Annotated in this window: 17 protein-coding genes; 12 read left to right on the plus strand and 5 right to left on the minus strand. The window is 43.7% G+C overall.

The features are described from left to right. Window positions 1-13: 13 nt before the first annotated feature. Complete coding sequence (locus H8K32_RS03590) at window positions 14-2,359, minus strand: glycoside hydrolase family 65 protein (RefSeq protein WP_343067922.1); 2,346 nt, start codon at window positions 2,357-2,359, stop codon at window positions 14-16. A gap of 396 nt (window positions 2,360-2,755) precedes the next feature. On the opposite strand from H8K32_RS03590, the gene H8K32_RS03595 reads away from it, so the two are divergent. The 12 genes from H8K32_RS03595 to H8K32_RS03650 all read left to right on the plus strand — a co-directional run bounded on the left by H8K32_RS03595 (window position 2,756) and on the right by H8K32_RS03650 (window position 14,454). Further along, the gene (locus H8K32_RS03595; RefSeq protein WP_186911110.1) at window positions 2,756-3,301 is read left to right on the plus strand and encodes a hypothetical protein; all 546 of its coding nucleotides are present in this window, start codon (window positions 2,756-2,758) and stop codon (window positions 3,299-3,301) included. Window positions 3,302-3,517: 216 nt separating this feature from the next. Continuing rightward, window positions 3,518-4,315 (plus strand): beta/gamma crystallin-related protein, encoded by a 798-nt coding sequence (locus tag H8K32_RS20545; protein WP_281388354.1) that lies wholly within the window; start codon window positions 3,518-3,520, stop codon window positions 4,313-4,315. An 828-nt stretch (window positions 4,316-5,143) separates the two neighbouring features. Further along, the gene (locus tag H8K32_RS03605) at window positions 5,144-5,404 is read left to right on the plus strand and encodes a hypothetical protein (protein WP_186911111.1); all 261 of its coding nucleotides are present in this window, start codon (window positions 5,144-5,146) and stop codon (window positions 5,402-5,404) included. Between the two features lie 110 nt (window positions 5,405-5,514). Then, window positions 5,515-5,673, plus strand: coding sequence for a hypothetical protein (locus H8K32_RS03610; protein WP_186911112.1), 159 nt, complete (start codon window positions 5,515-5,517; stop codon window positions 5,671-5,673). 55 nt (window positions 5,674-5,728) lie between these two features. After that, window positions 5,729-6,202 carry a potassium-transporting ATPase subunit C gene (locus H8K32_RS03615; RefSeq protein ID WP_186911113.1) on the plus strand — a complete coding sequence of 158 codons (474 nt, stop codon included), beginning with the start codon at window positions 5,729-5,731 and terminating at the stop codon, window positions 6,200-6,202. A 190-nt stretch (window positions 6,203-6,392) separates the two neighbouring features. After that, entirely contained in the window at window positions 6,393-6,830 is a 438-nt protein-coding gene (locus tag H8K32_RS03620) for a hypothetical protein (protein ID WP_186911114.1), read from the plus strand. 45 nt (window positions 6,831-6,875) lie between these two features. Beyond that, window positions 6,876-7,823: a 4-hydroxy-tetrahydrodipicolinate synthase gene (gene dapA / locus H8K32_RS03625; RefSeq protein ID WP_186911115.1), complete on the plus strand. Its 948-nt coding sequence runs from the start codon at window positions 6,876-6,878 to the stop codon at window positions 7,821-7,823. Window positions 7,824-7,942: 119 nt separating this feature from the next. Beyond that, complete coding sequence (locus H8K32_RS03630; RefSeq protein WP_186911116.1) at window positions 7,943-8,527, plus strand: hypothetical protein; 585 nt, start codon at window positions 7,943-7,945, stop codon at window positions 8,525-8,527. A 98-nt stretch (window positions 8,528-8,625) separates the two neighbouring features. Beyond that, window positions 8,626-9,231, plus strand: coding sequence for a hypothetical protein (locus H8K32_RS03635; protein ID WP_186911117.1), 606 nt, complete (start codon window positions 8,626-8,628; stop codon window positions 9,229-9,231). A 359-nt stretch (window positions 9,232-9,590) separates the two neighbouring features. Beyond that, window positions 9,591-11,507 (plus strand): potassium transporter Kup, encoded by a 1,917-nt coding sequence (locus H8K32_RS03640; RefSeq protein WP_186911118.1) that lies wholly within the window; start codon window positions 9,591-9,593, stop codon window positions 11,505-11,507. A gap of 510 nt (window positions 11,508-12,017) precedes the next feature. Next, on the plus strand, window positions 12,018-13,028 hold the full coding sequence (locus tag H8K32_RS03645) for a LacI family DNA-binding transcriptional regulator (protein ID WP_246447097.1): 1,011 nt from the start codon (window positions 12,018-12,020) through the stop codon (window positions 13,026-13,028). A gap of 292 nt (window positions 13,029-13,320) precedes the next feature. Next, entirely contained in the window at window positions 13,321-14,454 is a 1,134-nt protein-coding gene (locus H8K32_RS03650) for a GNAT family N-acetyltransferase (RefSeq protein ID WP_186911119.1), read from the plus strand. A 13-nt stretch (window positions 14,455-14,467) separates the two neighbouring features. Here the strand turns inward: H8K32_RS03650 and H8K32_RS03655 are convergent, their stop codons facing one another. The 4 genes from H8K32_RS03655 to H8K32_RS03670 all read right to left on the minus strand — a co-directional run bounded on the left by H8K32_RS03655 (window position 14,468) and on the right by H8K32_RS03670 (window position 18,518). Further along, a complete protein-coding gene (locus H8K32_RS03655; RefSeq protein ID WP_186911120.1) occupies window positions 14,468-15,292 on the minus strand; it encodes a methionyl-tRNA formyltransferase in 825 nt (274 codons plus the stop codon). A gap of 231 nt (window positions 15,293-15,523) precedes the next feature. Further along, a complete protein-coding gene (locus H8K32_RS03660) occupies window positions 15,524-16,354 on the minus strand; it encodes a formyltransferase family protein (protein WP_186911121.1) in 831 nt (276 codons plus the stop codon). 103 nt (window positions 16,355-16,457) lie between these two features. Beyond that, complete coding sequence (gene pssA, locus H8K32_RS03665; RefSeq protein ID WP_186911122.1) at window positions 16,458-17,816, minus strand: CDP-diacylglycerol--serine O-phosphatidyltransferase; 1,359 nt, start codon at window positions 17,814-17,816, stop codon at window positions 16,458-16,460. Between the two features lie 93 nt (window positions 17,817-17,909). After that, window positions 17,910-18,518: a methyltransferase gene (locus H8K32_RS03670; protein ID WP_186911123.1), complete on the minus strand. Its 609-nt coding sequence runs from the start codon at window positions 18,516-18,518 to the stop codon at window positions 17,910-17,912. Between the last annotated feature and the right edge of the window lie 7 nt (window positions 18,519-18,525).

The following is an 18,525-nucleotide window of genomic DNA, read 5'->3' on the forward strand; positions in this document are numbered from 1 at the left end:
CATCTTTCTATGTCTATTTCAAAATAAAAACACATCGCTGTTCCGGATTGAGGTGCATACTTTGTTCACCGTGATGAAAATGTATTTCATCACCATCAACCAGGCGATATTCGGTGCCCTCTTTATCTATCCGGATGTTTAATGTGGCACGCTTAAAGTTAATTTGAAATTGATAGTGCTGCCACTGCTGAGGTAAATTGGGTGAAAAATGCAGTTCTCCGTTGATCATCCGCATACCGCCAAAGCCATAAGCGATACACATCCAGGTTCCTGCCATTGCAGCTGTGTGGATACCATGTTTAGTATTGTTATGTGTGTCATCAAGATCGAGGCGCGCCGTTTCCATAAAGTAGGAATAAGCTTTTTCATGTTCACCAATTTCTGCTGCGATAATGCTAAAAATGCAGCTAGAGAGTGATGAATCATGCGTCGTGATTTTTTCGTAATACTCAAAATTACGACGCTTTTCAGGTAGCGTGAACTGATCGGTCAGCAATAGCATAGCCAATAATAAATCAGCCTGCTTACAAACCTGATGGCGATAAATAACGAGGGGATGGAAATGTAATAAGAGCGGATATTTATCATCCGTTGTATCTGAAAAATTCCATATTTTTTTACTCAGAAAGCTATCATCTTGCGCATGAATTTTTAACGCTTCGTCATACGGCAAGTACATGCTTTGCGCGGCTTTACGCCACGCGATGATTTCTTCATCTTGCAAGCCGATATGTTTCTTAATCCGCGAGTAGTCAGCCGCAGATTTTTGCTGTAATTGTTCTACCAGACTCAAGGCAAACTCTAAGTGCGCTTTTGCCATCGCATTGGTGTAGTAATTATTATTCACTAGCGCTGTGTACTCGTCGGGGCCGGTTACTTCGTTGATGCAAAAAACCTCAGGTCGGCTTGTCGGATAATGTCCCAGATCTAACCAGATACGCGCTGTTTCCCAAACCATTTCGGCAGCGCCGTTGACGATAAAATCATTATCGCCAGTGGCCTCAAGATACTGTTTGACCGCATAGGCAATATCTGCGTTGATATGGTACTGCGCCGAGCCTGCAGGAAAATACGCCGAGCATTCTTCGCCACCAATGGTCCTCCATGGGTAGAGTGCACCTTGTTGATGTCCCATTTCTCGCGCTCGCTGACGCGCGTGAGCTAGACCGCGATATCGATATTCGAGAAGTTTTCTGGCTATTTCTGGCTTGCTGTATAAGAAAAAAGGCAGGATGTAAATTTCGGTATCCCAGAAGTAATGTCCCTCATACCCCTCACCACTCAACCCCTTGGCAGCGATATTCGTCTGGCCATCACGCCCAACTGATTGCAGCAAATGAAATTGATTAAAGCGTATCCCCTGCTGAAGCGCTGGGTCGCCTGCAATTTCCACATTTGCTTTCTGCCAGAACGCATCCAAATATGCCGCTTGTTGCGTTGCCAGATAATCAAACCCTCGCTGGCAGGCCTGCTCAAGATATTCAGCACTGCGTTCCATCAAACCGTTTGCAGGATAATCACGAGATGAGAAATAGCTACCAAATTTGCATAAGGACAGACAGCGGCCTTGTTCAATCTGTGCACTGAAGTAGCGTTCTAGCACCTGCTGCTCGGCGCTGCCGGTGGTTTCTTCTGCTGTCCAATCCTCGCTGGCATGAGCAATGGCGCTCACGAGGTGAAATTCGCTATGGGTCGTTTTATGCTCCATTGCCTGCATCGTTGGCGTATTTTGATACCGCTGGATCTTTAATGGCGGTGTGCTGATTTTAGAACCAACGCGCGGATCGTCCCCGGCTGCTAAATTTTGTACATTGGCGTCAAGTGTCGATACAAGACGTAATGTCGCATTGAAATTGAGTGCCGTTACACGATAGCGTATCGCGTACAAATGGCGCTCAACAAAACTCACGAGGCGTTCAGATTGCACCTCAATTTGACGCCCTTTGGGCGACTCCCAACGTACGATGCGCGTCAATATTCCTGTTTTAAAATCCAGCTCACGCTGATAACTAAGAATTCGTCCATTCGCCAGATTAAACACCTCATCCGCCAGCCACAACTCCAACCCTTTGCCATTCGGCAGGTTAAGCATAAAGTGGTTATTTCTTGCCAATCCGAACGCATTTTCGGGATAAGTAATTGGCTCCGACTCATAAAAGCCATTGAGATAATTGCCCTCTTGTGAACTACCCGCCGGACCGCAATATGACTCTTCATGCGTCCCACGCAACCCTATCGTGCCATTGCCCTGCGCAAATAAACTCTCCAACAAATAGTTATTTTTAACATCGTAACTTCCTTCGGAAATTTTCCAGGAATCAAGCGCAAACGTGTGATGAGAATCGACAGGTAATGACACGGTAATTGTCTCTGTAATTGAAATTACGTTCATTGAAACAAAAAATGTTATCGATGTCAATTCAAATTAAATCAAAAAAAAATACCGTTTTAATAGTTACATTTAAATTAATTTATATAAAGAAAGCGCAATAAAGATAACTAACTTATCCCCATGGTCTCTGCTGATGGCAGTCAAGCATATTCATCACAAGCAAAGTCAACATGAAATAATTTGGCAGCAAGATGGACGCTTTTTGAGAAGTAATCATTGAAATTAGCTATGTGCTTTGCCGAACAGAACCAATGCTGAACAACATGTAAAAGTAATTGCATGCGGTTCGAATTACAAGACGCGCTTTGCCGACGGTTCGAAACAGGCTAAAAAATGCTACTCCTCACAATTAAAGGATTTAAAATGAAAATCGCAATCACATTGTTATTGGTAGGAGGCTCAATTGCCTTCGCTGCGCCAGTAATCGCGGCGACGGCCGAAGCCCAAACAACCTATGATGCTGCCAAAAATAGCGCCGCTGCAGACTATAAAATTGCCAATGCGCGATGCGACGGAATGGCGGGAAATGCAAAAGATGTTTGTGTTGCGGAAGCTAAGGCTGCACGCATTCAAATCGAAGCCAATGCTAAAGCGGTGTACAAAGGTACTGTAAGTGAACGAAGCAATGCCCGCAAAGACATTGCAAATGCTAACTATGATGTAGATAAAGCTAAATGCGAAAACCAAGGTGGCAATCAAAAAGACGTATGTATTAAGCAAGCCAAGGCGACCATGACGGCTGCCAAAGCCGACGCAACCGCTGATAAAAAAGTGATCGACGCGCGCACTGACGCACGCGATGATAAGCAAACAGCTAATTACAAAGTCGCAGTAGAGAAGTGCGATACACTATCTGGCGCAAGCAAAAATACTTGCATAGATTCTGCTAAAACAAAATACGGACAATAGTCGCATAGGCTAAAAAAAACGCAGTGCAGTAGCCGAAATTTAGGTAAAAAATGGCACTGCACAGCGACATTTTTCGCCAGCTTTTTGTTCCTTCTTTGAGCATGTATCCAACTTAAGCGGCGATGATCGATACCCGGAATCTCTGGGAGCACTAACCAATAATTTTACGTTCTACAATTTGTTCCGTCATGAATAAAACATGCTTTGGAGAAGACAATGAACCTGCTTTTCAAAACGGCCTTTATGACCGCGACCCTGACTTTGTCAGCACAAGCGATGGCACAAATCACGCTTTATGAAAATAACGAATGGCGCGGACGTGCTTTTTCAACTTCACGTGAAATTGGCGATTTGAATCGGTATGGTTTCAATGATAAAGCCTCGTCTATCATTGTCGAGAATGGCCGTTGGGAAATATGCGATAACGCTGGTTTTGGAGGCAAATGCATGATTCTCCAAAAGGGGAATTATCCCTCACTAAGTGCTATGGGTATGAATGACCGGATATCCTCAGTAAGGCCCGTCAATCATAGCGATCACTACGACAATGAGGTGCCACAGCAAACAGGACCTGCATATGAATATCGCCGTCGTCCAGATGAAGATATTTTTCAGGCGCAAGTTACCTCAGTACATGCAGTGTACAGTGCTGCAGAACAGCGCTGCTGGACCGAACGTCAACAGGTTAATGAACCTTCCCATAACAATGTCGGTGGCGCAATCGTTGGAGGCATCCTCGGCGGCGTGCTTGGCCATCAGATAGGCGGCGGAACCGGTCGTGATATCGCCACTGCAGGCGGCGCCGTTGCGGGCGCAGTTCTTGGTTCCAACGTTGGGTCTAACTCTGGAGAAAGCTATTCAAAAAACGTTCAGCGTTGTCGGACGGTACCAAATCAAGAACCCGATTCATGGGACGTTACCTACGATTTTGGTGGTTATGAACACCATATGCAAACACGCCATGCGCCAGGAGCGACCATTTCTGTGAACCGCAATGGTGAACCTCGGCAATAAATTTTCTTCTGAAGTATTTGATAGCATAAAGATTGAGCATTATTGGGCTCACAGGAACTGAATAGAAACTATCAATAACAAATTCACGTTCAGCTTCGACAACATAATCAACTAGTCCTACGATTAAATCATGCTTAAGCTATCGATGAGATTGAATATCAAAATATATCAAACTTCAATTTAAAATTGAGGTTTCGCTCGGGTAATGCCACCGCGTTCTATCGCTTTGATTCAACACGTCCTACGTAAAAACTCCATTCTTTGCTACTAACCTCATTCGCGTTCGTTAGCGGATCCTTGATAAACGATAGGATTATTTTCAACACCAAAAATTCTTAGTTGCGTAGTAATCAATATTAATTCAGCTAAACTACGAACCTCCTTGTTTTGATATTACAGCGCCGGTAAACTTAGACGATGGAATCAGAAATCCGCAATTGGTCAGCAATTTCTTTGTTTCATTCACCCTTGAATACCAAGCGAAGAACTCCGGATTCTTGCATAGATAAAAGATGATTTTCATCGACGCAAGGCGGAGCAGCAAATACAAATATCGGCCAATTTTTCTGTGAATGCCTGGGTTATTTCCCCAAAGCAGGCAGATCGCACTCTCCGGACCATTCATACAGAATCAAAGAAAAAATTTTGATCGACAACTTTGAGATGAACAGTCTCTTGATAGCTTCTTTACAGACATCGGCTATTTTTTTGTAAATTCTTTGTACGTACTTTTGTATACTTAGATTGTGTCAGTCAATTAGTGACTTATGCCAACAATATGCCATATTTGTTCTGACAGTCAGTCAATTATTTTTTCTCGTTATCCATATGAAACTTCAACCGACAATGTATCACTTGTGCGGTATGGCCATTGCTTACGGTATCGTTTTATTTTTACCGATGCTGGTTGATTTTATGTATGAATCTCAAACCGAATTAATGATGATCGGCTGGCTCAATATTGGATTGATAGTCATGGTCACAAAACGGATTCCTTTTCCTGCACCAGACAGAAAACGTATCGATGTGATTGGCGCACTGAAAACTTTATGGTGGGCATTTTTCTGGCCAAATTATCTGGTGAAATAAATTGAGGCTTCTTGATAAAATCTATATAAATTCGCGCCAAAAATTAGCAACATCTTGAGTTCATACTTATTACGATAGAGGCCATATTCATTTTACTTAACAGGTAAATTATGCGTCTCTCACAACTTAAATATCATGATGACCGTTCAATGCTCAGTGCCAGAGAGCGCTTTGAGAACGCGCAGAAATTAAAAACCCTTAAGGTCTATCTTTTGGTCGAAGTCATCGCAGTGGTATTGATCGCTTACCTGGCAACAAATCTCAGCTAAGGTACGTTGTTATTTTGTGCCACCGCGGCACTGACATAATCGTGCAAAAATATCCATGAGCACCTTGCGTTCACTCGTCGCTGGCTTTAGTTTAGCTGGGATATTTTTGCTGATGATCTGTAGCGCGGATATCGTAAGCAGAAAAAAAACTGCACTCAAACATCAATTGCCAGCATTGCCAGGAATGTACTTTTCTGAGATCGAGAAAGATTCTCAAGCAGATTTGATAGTTCCCTACGCCACTGCGATAGCCAACACAAAAAGCATCAATCAGCGTAATGTAAATCCGCTGAATATCTCTCTGAATGAGGCGTTAGCCCAAGTCGCAAAAATTGCACGCTTGCGGCATATTGAACCTTCTGCGTTGAATGAGCTGGTGCGACAAAGCCAAATGCCTGCTGATGCAAGTCGTCGTGAGTATCAGGTGAATCTGCTTGTACTCAATCTCTGTCTTGATCTGTATGTCACCAACAAAGCAAACCATAAAGAAGATTTAAGTCTGACCCAGGTAAAGAAATCAGGCCGCTAGCCATTAATGCAATCCATGGTTATGCAATAGTAAATCGTTTCATTTGAACTCCTTGCCTCCCACCTATAAGCTTAAATCAAAATTAGTCTCCATTTTTACGCCACTTTTACAGGGCATCATCAGCATTTTAGAGATTCTTTACGTACATAGGGCTATCTTTAACAGGTCGCCAATAATCACTGAGCACAACATGAATCATACAAAATCAGCTTCACAGCAAGCGCGCTTTCCATGGAATAGCTATGGCAATAGTCAAAGTAATGCCGTCAACAGTACACCAAATTTCAGGAATAACAATAAGTCTAATGTCGTAGGGCCTAATGTCGCAGCACCTAATGTCACAGCAGTGGCCTATCGCGTCAAACGTCACACGATACAACAGGATTTCATGATGCGCATCACAATAGACAGCGACAGCGCCAGTCAATTCAGGCATTTAATTCTCAACACTTGTGGTGAACAAGTAACCTTTATGCGCATGCAAGCAATTGAACATGCGAGCCGCCTTAAAGTCTGGCTATGTTTATCCAAGCCAATTGCCGACGAAATCATTCATGCAATTGTTAGTACCTTACCCAATGCAGAATTCGGTCGTATGACACCATTGAATACAGCATTACGTCACTGATTTCATAAAAAAATTAGAAACTTATTTGGTAACAAAGGTAGCAGCATGAGTATATTTGAAGGCATCTGGGTGCCAATCGTGACACCGTTCCGTCGACAAGAAGTTGATCTTAACGCGATACAAAAGCTTGCGGGAGATTTGTACAAATCCGGTGTCAACGGTATCGTCGTCTGTGGCACCACAGGAGAAGCCGCGATGTTAGACGAAGGCGAAAAAGCCCAAATCCTGGCAGCCATACAAGAGGTCGTCCCTTCGACGTTCCCTCTCGCTATGGGAATTCAAGGTAGCGATACTCGCAGTACTGCGGAAAAACTCACCAAATTAGAAAATTTTGGACAACCCCCAGCTGCTTACCTGATTTCTGCTCCAGCCTATGTAAAACCTTCACAGGAAGGCATACGTTTGCATTTTGAAGCGATGTGCGCAGCAACAAAGCTGCCTATCATCATCTATAACGTTCCATCCAGAACGGGCGTCAATATTGAGTTTGAAACAGTGAAAGCTCTATCGCAATATGGACAGCATGAGCAAATCCTGGCGATCAAAGAGTGCAACGGCAAACTGGAACAAACGGCGCGTCTGATCAAACAAACGAAATTACAAGTCTTATGCGGTGATGATGTCAGCCTGTTTGACTTTTTGTCGATAGGTGGTCATGGCGCGATCTCCGCTGCCGCACATTTACGTCCAGATTTATTTTCGTATCTACGACATTTGATCATTGCCGGAGAAACCTCCGCCGCCGTGCTGCTGTTTAATCAAATGCTGCCAATGATACGGCTGTTGTTTTGCGAACCGAATCCTGTGCCTATCAAAGCTGCTCTCTCATTGTTAGGCTATCTTCAAGAAGAATGCCGCCTGCCCATGACTCCCATGTCAAAAGTTGGAAAGCAGTTTCTGGCCAGAGAATTAGAAGTATTTATGGCAATCAAAAAGCCAGAAATAACACCACCAAAAGTCTCCTATGCGTATCACCCTGCATTAATCCACTAAGCGGCGCAGATCATGATCGTTACTATCACCAATGACAACGGGCAAATAGATCAATCAATGTTAGCTGACGCTCGCGCTACTTTGCGTGTCAGTTCTGGCAGAAGCGTGATGGTATATCCATGATTTCCATCACGTCCTTCGTCGTGTTACTTTTTGTATTGATCTCTTCATCCACAGTGAAAAATTTCAAGCTAAAAACTAACAAGGCCTCTGAGTTAGAACCGACAAGAACTTCCGGTGACCAAAACCGTTTATTTTTATTATCGATCCTGTTAATTGGTTTGATCTGTGCGTACGTCATTTCGTCGTTAGCTGTCTGGGACAAAACCAACCAGGCCAGCCTACAAATTGGTGCCGGCATCTTGCTGTTTTTACTCGCCATAAAGACCAATTTCACACCTCACATTAAAGAAAATATTCGACAACAACAAATCACCAGAATAGTAGAAAACACCGGCATGATGAGCGGCGTTGCAGTCTTAGTTTTGTTATGTATGTCGCAAAACAGCGGTCTGAATGATTACCTAATGAGCTTCTGTTCTATGGCAGCGGGGATTGTCATCTTCGAGCAATTTTCGAATAAATGGGGCCAATGCAACACATTTTTAATGCTGATATTAAGCATACAAAAAACCCTGGGATTACTGCTATGTGCAATTGCGATTGAAAAAATTCTGCGAGGATTACATCTGTATATTTCTTGATTTTCTCAGCTTAATTAAGATGAATAAAAATCAGCTTGCATGAATCAAAAAGAGAAAATCCTGTTTGTGAATATCATTCTTTTTCTATGGAGAATCTGATGCTGGTCAATATCATTGCCAGTCCCGGCGAACTCTCTTATCTTTATGCCTCTGAGCTAAGCAAAACCTTGAGTCTGCAGCGTGCCAATGCAGGTCGTAATGTTCTTTTTGTTTCACAGAAAAAACCCGTGTGGAATATCTACGAAGTAAAACATTATCCGACGCCGTACAACGTAGTATCTGGACATTTACTTAAAGAGCTGGAACGGGTACGACCCTATTACAACGATGTATTTGTAACCTCTCCTCTGCATCATCAGGTCGCTAAGCCGTTGAGCGAAATCAGCGATATGACAATTCTGAATACCGACGCTTCTTATCTGAGTCAAGAAAATTTAGAGAATTTAAGACAGCAAATAAAAGAAGAAAATTCATCCTCAAAAAAGCATACGCTGGTTATTGTCGTTAATTCCAATACTACTGACGATACCACCGACGCTAACGATTTAGCTAAAAATACGCAGTTATATCTCAAATCCATAACGCAACATATCTCAATTCAATTACTCTTTTATGGAAAGGGTAAAAGTCTCGACAGCATAGCGAAAGACTTGTATCAAATCGTATTCCGCAATCACGAAATCTGTCACATCAATCAGCATTAGTGATGAAGAAACGATTATTTTTCCGTGGCGAATATAGGAGATAGCAAAGTCTGACAGGAATACTATGCAACTTATCCATAGCCTGATCGCGACATTCTGTCCATGTGGCACCAATATCAATGATTTTATATAGAGGTGTTAAACCGTGTTGAACAAAATTCAGCCTCAAATATTTCTAAACTCTTCGCAGATCATGGAAACAACGATGCACATCAACTTCACTGCCATCAAATTTGCACGGCACTACTTAATCATTTAGTATTTGTGGGGGAAAACTACTCAAATGCATAGTACCTCCAACGCGATTCACTTTTCACTTTATTCTTTTTTCTCAACGCCTGCGGAAGTGAAGCTTAAACATGAACCAAAATCCCACCAAAAGCACTTCTTTTAAATCTACCGTTGTTGTCGCCATGGCTGCCATCGGCATTGTTTTTGGTGATCTTGGTACGAGCCCACTCTATGCGTTACAGGCAGCGTTTGAAGGAAGCGCAGCGGTATTGCCAAACGTAGCTAATGTCACCGGCATCGTATCGCTCTTTTTGTGGTCATTAATATTGATGGTCAGTCTAAAATACGTGTTTGTATTAATGCGTGCTGACAATCGCGGAGAAGGCGGTATTCTGGCGCTCATGGCCTTATTGGTTGGCAATAGCACGACCGGTAAGTCAAAGAAAAAAACCATATGGATTTTATTAGCGCTGGTTGGCATGGCGATGCTATATGGTGACGGAGTGATTACGCCTGCGATATCAGTCTTGAGTGCGATTGAAGGGGTAGAAGTCGCGACGCCCGCTTTCCATCCTTATATAGTTCCACTGACGATTGTCATTCTGATTGGCTTATTCGCAATTCAACCATACGGATCAGGCAAGGTGGGTGTGGCGTTCGGTCCAATTCTGCTAGTCTGGTTTATCGTTATTGGTGCCATGGGGATCGTCTCAATATTTGAAACACCCGCAATATTGAAAGCGTTCAATCCTATTTATGGCGCAATCTTCTTCAAAGAGAACGGCGGTAAAGGCTTTATCGCTCTTGGCGCGGTGGTACTTTGTTTAACTGGTGGAGAAGCGCTGTACGCCGATATGGGGCATTTTGGCCGCAAACCAATTCGTCTTGCATGGTACGCAGTCGCCTTGCCCGCATTGGCACTCAATTATCTGGGTCAGGGCGCTTTGCTGTTGCGTCAGCCAGCCGCAGCCAGTCGCCCATTCTATTCACTAGTACCAGATTGGGGTTTATATCCTATGGTGATTCTGGCGACATTAGCTACCATCGTAGCAGCACAGGCCTTAATAACTGCAGTATTTTCTTTAACCAGTCAGGCAAGTCATCTGGGACTTTCACCACGCGTTAAAACCGTGCACACTTCTGACAGTACCGTTGGTCAAATTTACTTGCCAGGATTGAATTGGGTATTAATGCTGGGTACGATTGCCGTAGTGTTGATGTTCCCCTCCTCCGCGCAATTAGCGGCGGCCTTCGGACTTGCCGTATCGACGACGATGGCAATCACTACGATTTTATTCGCAGCTCTCGCAAAAAGCCGCTGGAAATGGTCCAACTGGAAAATTGCCGCCGTTGCCGGTGTCTTCTTTACCATCGACCTCGCGTTCGTTGGTGCAAATAGCTTGAAATTTATGGAAGGTGGTTGGTTATCAGTCCTCATCGGTACTGGTGTTTTACTGATTACCTATAGCTGGTTCAGAGGTAGCTCGGTACTGTATTCTTTGCGTGACAACTCAGGTATCAGCCTTGAAAGTCTGGTTGAAAGCCTTGCGATATCACCTCCATATCAAGTCAAAGGAACAGCCGTATTTTTGACTGAACAAATAGTCAACGTACCAACCGTATTATTCCACCACCTGAAACACAATCAGGTTTTGCACGAAAAAACGATTATATTGACTTTAAAAACCGATGAAACTCCACGAGTTGATGATAATGAACGATTGGTGATTGATGAATTACAACTTGGTTTCATCCGCATCGTAGCCCGGCATGGTTATATGGAAGAACCAAATGTCCCACGCATGTTGGAACTCGCAGAGCTAAAAACAGGACACCATTTTTTTGATGAGATGACTACGTCGTTCTATCTCGGTCATGAGACGCTGGTCATCAATGAGGGTAGCGGCAACTTACTTCGTCGGCTGATATTGAATATATTTATATGGTTTCGAAAAAACGAAAATGATGCCACTTCACGCTACCACATTCCGCCTAACCGTGTAGTCGAGATGGGGGCAAGATTAGAACTGAGTGAAGCACGCTAATTCAACACAACATAGTTATTCAATTTTAAATCGATCTTCCTTAATGCACTTAAAAGTGTTGATGGGGCAACTCAATCGTTGCCCTTTCTGCGCATAATGTAAAGCCAAACTCGTCACCACATGCTAACTTTCTGCCAAATGCAGAATAGCAATAAAATGGACGTTTCCCTTCCCAAACGGCATCGCAACGTGTCGGAACGAGAACGGGTTGCCCCCTCCCTACGCAATGAATAAGCTGCGATCAGCAAGGCATGACAACACAGACAGTACTCCAGTACGGCAAGGCGTCATAACGCAGTTAGGGCGGTTTTATATTTCCGGATAGAGGGCTTACGTAAAATCGTCCCAGCAAGGCATGACAACGCAAACAGTACTTTAGTACGGCAAGGAGTCATAACGCAGTTGGGGCGGTTTTACGTAAGTCCTCTTGGTTTAAAATCAATTAATCTGCCATAATCAACACCACTGCCATTACCCCACAGATCGCCCCGCAATACTGAAAGAACCGGAATGCCAAATCAGCCGAAGACCACAAAAAAAACCGACACCAACCGCACGATGGAAGATTTAGCGGCGCTCGCCGGGGTCTCGTCGATCACCGTTTCTCGCGCCTTGCGAAATAGCCCCTTAGTTACGGAAAAAACCCGTGAAAAAATTCAACAAATTGCTGAAGCACAAGGCTATCGTCTGAACTTAAGTGCCCGCAATTTGCGCCTGCGTAGCAGTTATTCGATCGCGGTTGTAGTTGAAATGACGCCTGCTAAAGATCGTCCTATGTCGGGCTCTTATCCTTTGGAATTATTAGGCGGAATCACGCAAGAGTTGACTTCTGCCGGGTACAGTGCGGTACTGACGTCCAAACAACTGATTAATACGTCACCGGTACAAGGTGCGGATGGAATTATTCTGCTTGGTCAGGGTTCGCATGGTGAGGCGCTGAAAGAAATACAGAAATGTGGTTTGCCGCTATTGGTCTGGGGTGCGCCACACAAGGATTTTTCTTGTATCGTCGTCGGTAGTGATAATTATGCTGGCGGTGCCAGTGTTGCTGAATATTTTCTTGCAGATGGTCGCAAGAAATTTCTTTTTCTTGGCGATATTAACCACGCTGAAATCGAACAGCGTTATTTAGGGTTTGAACATATTGTTGCGCAATCTGGTTGGCAAGTTGAGAAGATGCAACCAACTGCGTTTACTTTTGAAGCTGGTTACGATTGCTTACTTCAACAATTACAAGCACCAAATTTTCCGTTCGATGGCATTTTTGCTGCGAGTGATTTACTGGCGATGGGAGCAATCCGTGCTTTAACTGAACACGGCTTAGATATTCCTAAACAGGTTTCAGTGGTTGGCTATGACGACATTCCTAGTGCGGCTAGTTTTGTCCCTCCACTGACCAGTGTGCATCAATACCTACACGATGGCGGTGTTCTGCTGGCGAAAAAAATTCTGTCGCTGATTCAAGGAGAAAATGTTGAATCGGAGATGTTACCAACTTTGTTAGTAAAACGTGAAACCTGACAGTTGGTATAAAAAAATCTTAAGACACAGCAATAAATGGCGACTATAAAATTCATGTTGCCTTGCATTCTGTATCGTTGTTTGCGATATGAATAAATACCAATTTTTAAAAATTAAAGGAATTTACCAAAATAATCAATAACTTAGCAAGTTGTAACAAAGTATAATAACGCTACTCAAGTAGTCCACTTTGCAAGATAATAATATTTCTCATAAGAAAAATAATGTAGCTTTGCGATTTCAGTTGACGTAGAGAATTTGAATTTTTTTGCTTCAGCTTGCCTGGTTCCACATGACATTAAGACATTCCATCATCACGACTGAAACTGGATTCGATGCGCTCGCGTCAGATTGGCGCACGCTTGAAGCTGAAATTCCTGATTTGCTGCCGTTTCAGACATTCGACTGGAATCGCCTGTGGTGGCGTTTTTTCTCAGACACTTCTTTGTTTCACCGCGATGAACTAGCTATTTGTGCGATGTATGACAATGAAAAACTGGTTGCGGTAATGCCATTATGCAATACCCACATAGGTTTTTACCGGTTTCATGTTTATCGTTATGTCCGTCCGTTCGGTGCTGATCCCAATTTAACCGAACTGAGATTACCTCTTGCATTGCCAGCATACAAAGATAGCATTTTGCGATTTTGGGAGACTATGTCGAGGCAAGAAATAGTTGGCCTGGCGGAGTTTCAATTGATTCATACGCAGGCGCATGCTGAACATTTTTTGACGCATAATCAAGAAATACATCCTTTAAGTAGTCGTACTATTCCTAATTTCGTTCTCCACCTGAACGACGATTGGCACACATTTAAAGCGAAGCTCAAGCGTAATATCAAAGAATCACTCAGGCACTGCTACAATTCATTAAAACGTGATCAGTTACATCCAGAATTAAAGCTGATCGAAGGTTCAGAAAATCTGAAGCTAAACATCACAAAGTTTTTTGCCTTGCACACTGCGCGCGCTTCTGCGGATGCTGATGTGTCACATCCTGACTATTTTGCAAAAGCTCAACACAAGGATTTTATCCTCGCACTTCTTGATTCTGAGTTTTCCCGTCGTTGTATCATGTTTAGCCTGGAATTAAATGGCGAACCTGTCGCTATGCGCTTGGGCTTTAAAATGAACGATGAGTTGTATTTATACTACTCAGGCTATGATCTCACTTATAGCAAATACAGCGTGATGACCACATTGGTTGCAGAAACCATTCAATGGGCGATAACACAAAAAATTCAACGCATTAATTTGTCTGTTGGAGAAGACGTTTCAAAGACCCGCTGGGGTCCTGAGGTGATCAATTATGTGGAATATCATTGTGTGAGAAATAATTTTCTACGACGCACTTTTGGACAAAATATATACCGCTTGCGACAATGGCGAAAAAATACCCTGCTCAGAAAATTAAATCAGGCCTGAGAATATCAATTAACTATCCCAGATACCAATCGGTAAGAGCAACATAGCCATCCTGGCAAGCGACAACCACCGTTAATCCATTCGTCTGCACAACTTGTCCCGGTTGATGGGTGGGCGGCTCTTGCCAGGCATAACCCGTTTTGATAAAAAGTCGTTTCTGATTGACGTAGGCAATGCACTCCAAAAGACCAAAGGCTCGCAATTGCTTTTTGATGACATAAGCAGACTGATAAAAATCTAAGGTTCTGTCTTCATCTTTAAACAGTGGCCAGTATTCACCTTCGGTCTGCGGTTTTGCACTTTGCCACAAATTGATAAAGTTTAATGCCACGCGCAAACCAAGACGAGCTTCTGCCATCTGCAATTTGATACTCAAGCTTTCGTGTGTATCGTACTCGTCGAGAGCAAAATTTTCGCTATCAAGAATCGCACCTGTATCAAACTCGTGTTCTATTTTGTGACAAGTCACCGCCCATCGCTGATGCTTATCTAAAATCGCTTTAATCTGAGGATAAGGTCCACGTCCAAGCGGGAGTGGGGCTGGATGGAAGTTAATCGCAAACGGAAAACTAGAACGCCAATCTGGAATGCGCCAGTTATAGCTCCCAACTACCAGCACATCGCAACCCAGATCCTTTAGCGCCGTTAGTTCCTGCTCATTAACGCGAGATAACTGAATAGGAATTTTGTTTAATTGCGCCAAAGCCACTATCGCTTTGTTACTACTTAAATGATTTATTTCAGGAACAGAAAAAAGTTTCACCGGTTGCCATCCGGCCTGCATCAGCATTTCGAACAATTTAAGGTTTCTGTCACAACCGGCAAATGCAAAGCGCATGATTTTCTCGTTCTTAAAACGCTGATTCTGTGGATCCGTTTTCTGCTGAGTTCGACACTGTCTTTGTGTACGTGATGTCGTTAGCATTTACAATATGATGCGACATTAAACTGTTTGGTATGTAACTTTTTGGATCGGCATGTATGGAAGTTTTGACACACGCTCCCACAATTGCTTAATCATGTTTTGATGCCAGATAACAGAACATAATTGAACGACGGGAATCGATGACTAGTCTTGAACAAATTGCCAATCGTTGAAAACAACAAAGCCGTCTTTGCATGCAATCACAATGTTAGACGCATATTCATGCGCCACCTGACCAATCGCTAAATTATGCGGCTCAAACCACGCATAGCCGCTTTTCACGCGGGCTTCCTGATGATTGACTCTCGCACAGCATTCAAGCTTGCCAAAAGCCTGTAATTGCAAGCGTATCTGATGCACAGAAGTAGCGAAATCGATGGTGCGATCAGCCGCTGAAAACAAGGGCCAATAATCGCCCTCTGACTGTATGCTAGCTGCGTCCCATAAAGCACCGAATTTCTGACCAATCTGTGCCGCTAGTTGGGCAGCAGCGATTTGAATTTTAATATTCAAACTTTCATGCGTATCAAATTGATCGATTGCAAATGTCTGGGCTGCAAGAATTGCCCCTGTATCATAGGTGGCGTCGATCCGATGACAAGTGACCGCCCAGTGGCGATGTTCGTGCAAAATCGCATTTACTAAAGGATATGGGCCTCGTCCTATTGGCAATGGCGATGGATGAAAATTGATTGCATACGGCAAATGCTCATTCCAGTCAGGAATTTTATAGTTGTAACTACCAACGACCAAAATATCGCAAGCAAGCGCTTCCAGCGCCAGCAAATCATGTGGGCGCAAGGGATCGAGTTGCAATGAGATGTGATGATCATTAGCACAAGCGAGCAAAGCGCCGTGATAAGCAATGCCTTCTTGTTCAGGAACAGAGAAAATTTTGACTGGTTGCCACGATGCAGCAACCAGTGCCTCAAAGATGCTCAGATTTCTATCGCAACCTGCAAAAGCAAAGCGCATAAAATAAGCTCAAAGTGAATGACGTTTTTGCGAAAATACAGACATCAATTTAACCAACTCCCCCCGATTTACCCTAGCATGTAGGCGCGATCATTGTTATCACTTACAACACCCGATACGCCAGTCGATCAAGTCGGACGGAACTTAAACGTGCAAGCAACTTACGCACTTCATGCGGATAGTCGCGTACTTTCTCTAATTGGCGGTAATGGTTAATGACCGAAGTATGTTGCATAATGCTCACCAGTTCGGCATTTCTCTGGTTCTGCAATTGATGCTGAGGATCGTGGATCAACAACGCATTTTCCAAATCTAGCCGGAAAGCACGCGGATTAAGGTTATTACCCGTCATCAGCGCATAGTCTTCGTCGATCCACATCCCCTTCAGGTGATAGGTATTATCCCCGTCCTTCCACAAGTGCAAATTCAATTGCTGATGTTTGATTTCTGACTGATGTGATTTCGCAAAACGACGCAGATTCGCTTCATACAAATACGGTAAGGCAGCAATCACCTTGAACGGCTGATCGGGTGGAATGTAAAAATCATTTGCTGCTTTATCACCGACGATAACATCGACCTTCACACCACGCTTTAAAGCGCGATTGATTTCTCGTGTGACAGCTAACGGGAAATTAAAATACGGTGTGCAAATCGTAATTTGTTTTTTACTTGCGGCGAGTAACTGACATATCACGCGATTAAGCGGATTATTTTTACCAACACCAACGAGAGGAGAGACACTCAATACGTCAGTATTTTGCTTAATATCTGCATCAAAACTGTAACGTGCTTTTTTTAAATTTGCCCGAAAATCGCGTATTTCGGCACGAATACTGCGCGTGCCTGGTGGATCAATTCTATCCAAGCGATGAACCGCAGCACTACACAATAAATGCCTGCGAATGAAGTCCACCATGGTGTTGGCCAAGGTCGCATTTTGGATCAACAGGTAGCGATCATGCCGGTATTTTTCTTGTTGATGCAAATAAACATTATTGATACTGGCGCCGCTATAAATGACACCGTCATCAATGACAAATCCCTTTAAGTGCAAAACGCCAAACAATTCGCTGGTCTGCACCGGAATGCCGTAAATGGGTATGCATCCTTGATGTAGGGCGCTTTGTTCCTGATACCAGGCGGCATTGCCCATCATCTTGCCAACTTGCTTTGCTTCACCGATCAAACCACGCTGCGCCCTATGCCAATCGACCAACAACGCAATATCCAGCGCAGGTCGCGCTGCCTTTGCCGCATACAAGGCGGCCAAAACTTGGGCACCAGCTTCATCATGTTGCAGATACAGACTACATAAGTAAATCCGGTGTTTCGCTTTGGAAATTTGCTTCAGTAATTCTTGACGATATTCTGCCGCACTCAGCAAAATCTTGACCGATTCCGGCTTCATAGGAATAGCGGGCAATTGTTCAAGTGCAGAACGCGGACGTTGGAAGCGCATAGCGGAATCGTTAGTTAAAAACACGCTGATAGTAGCATTGTGACTGAGGCTAAAACAGTCTCCACGTAAAAAAATTGTCTTTTTTAATACAAATTAACGGCGGCGCCAGACTTGCCACCGTTCTTTGCCAGCAAACACGGGAATGGAGTCAGAAACTGAACTGTCCTCTAGCAACTCAAAGTACGGCTCAAGCAATTCTTTCCAGCGTTCTCTATGAATAGAAAATGGTGGACCTTTCTTACTGGCGTCAGCCGCATCATCAAAAAAGAAATAGCCAGCCAATAAACCATCAGCTGATAGCAATTGAGACCAGCAGTTCACAATTTGTTGACGCAAATCCGGTGGTAAGGCACAGAAAAAAGCACGCTCGTAAATCAGCTCCAAAGGCTGTTTGGGTACATAGGTGAAAAAGTCTGCCTGAACGATATGCTTACCCAAACTACCTAAGGCTAACTGGGCACTCTGTACGGCTGCGGGTGAGAAATCAATGGCAGTGACATCCCACCCTCTTTCAGCTAACAATGCGACTTCATAGGCATTACCACACCCAGGTATCAGGCAACGCAGAGCAGCAGATCTGGCTGCTACAAAGTCTCTGAAATCTTGTGGCACATCGCCCTTGTCCCAAGGCATAAATTTTTTCTCAAAACGTTCATCCCAAAAGTCTGGATTGGTAGGATCGCGTTGCATAAAATTTGCCATGGCCATC

The sequence above is a fragment of the Cognatundibacterium jejuense genome, from assembly GCF_014284255.1.
GTDB classification, from domain to species: Bacteria; Pseudomonadota; Gammaproteobacteria; order Burkholderiales; family Burkholderiaceae_D; genus Undibacterium; species Undibacterium jejuense.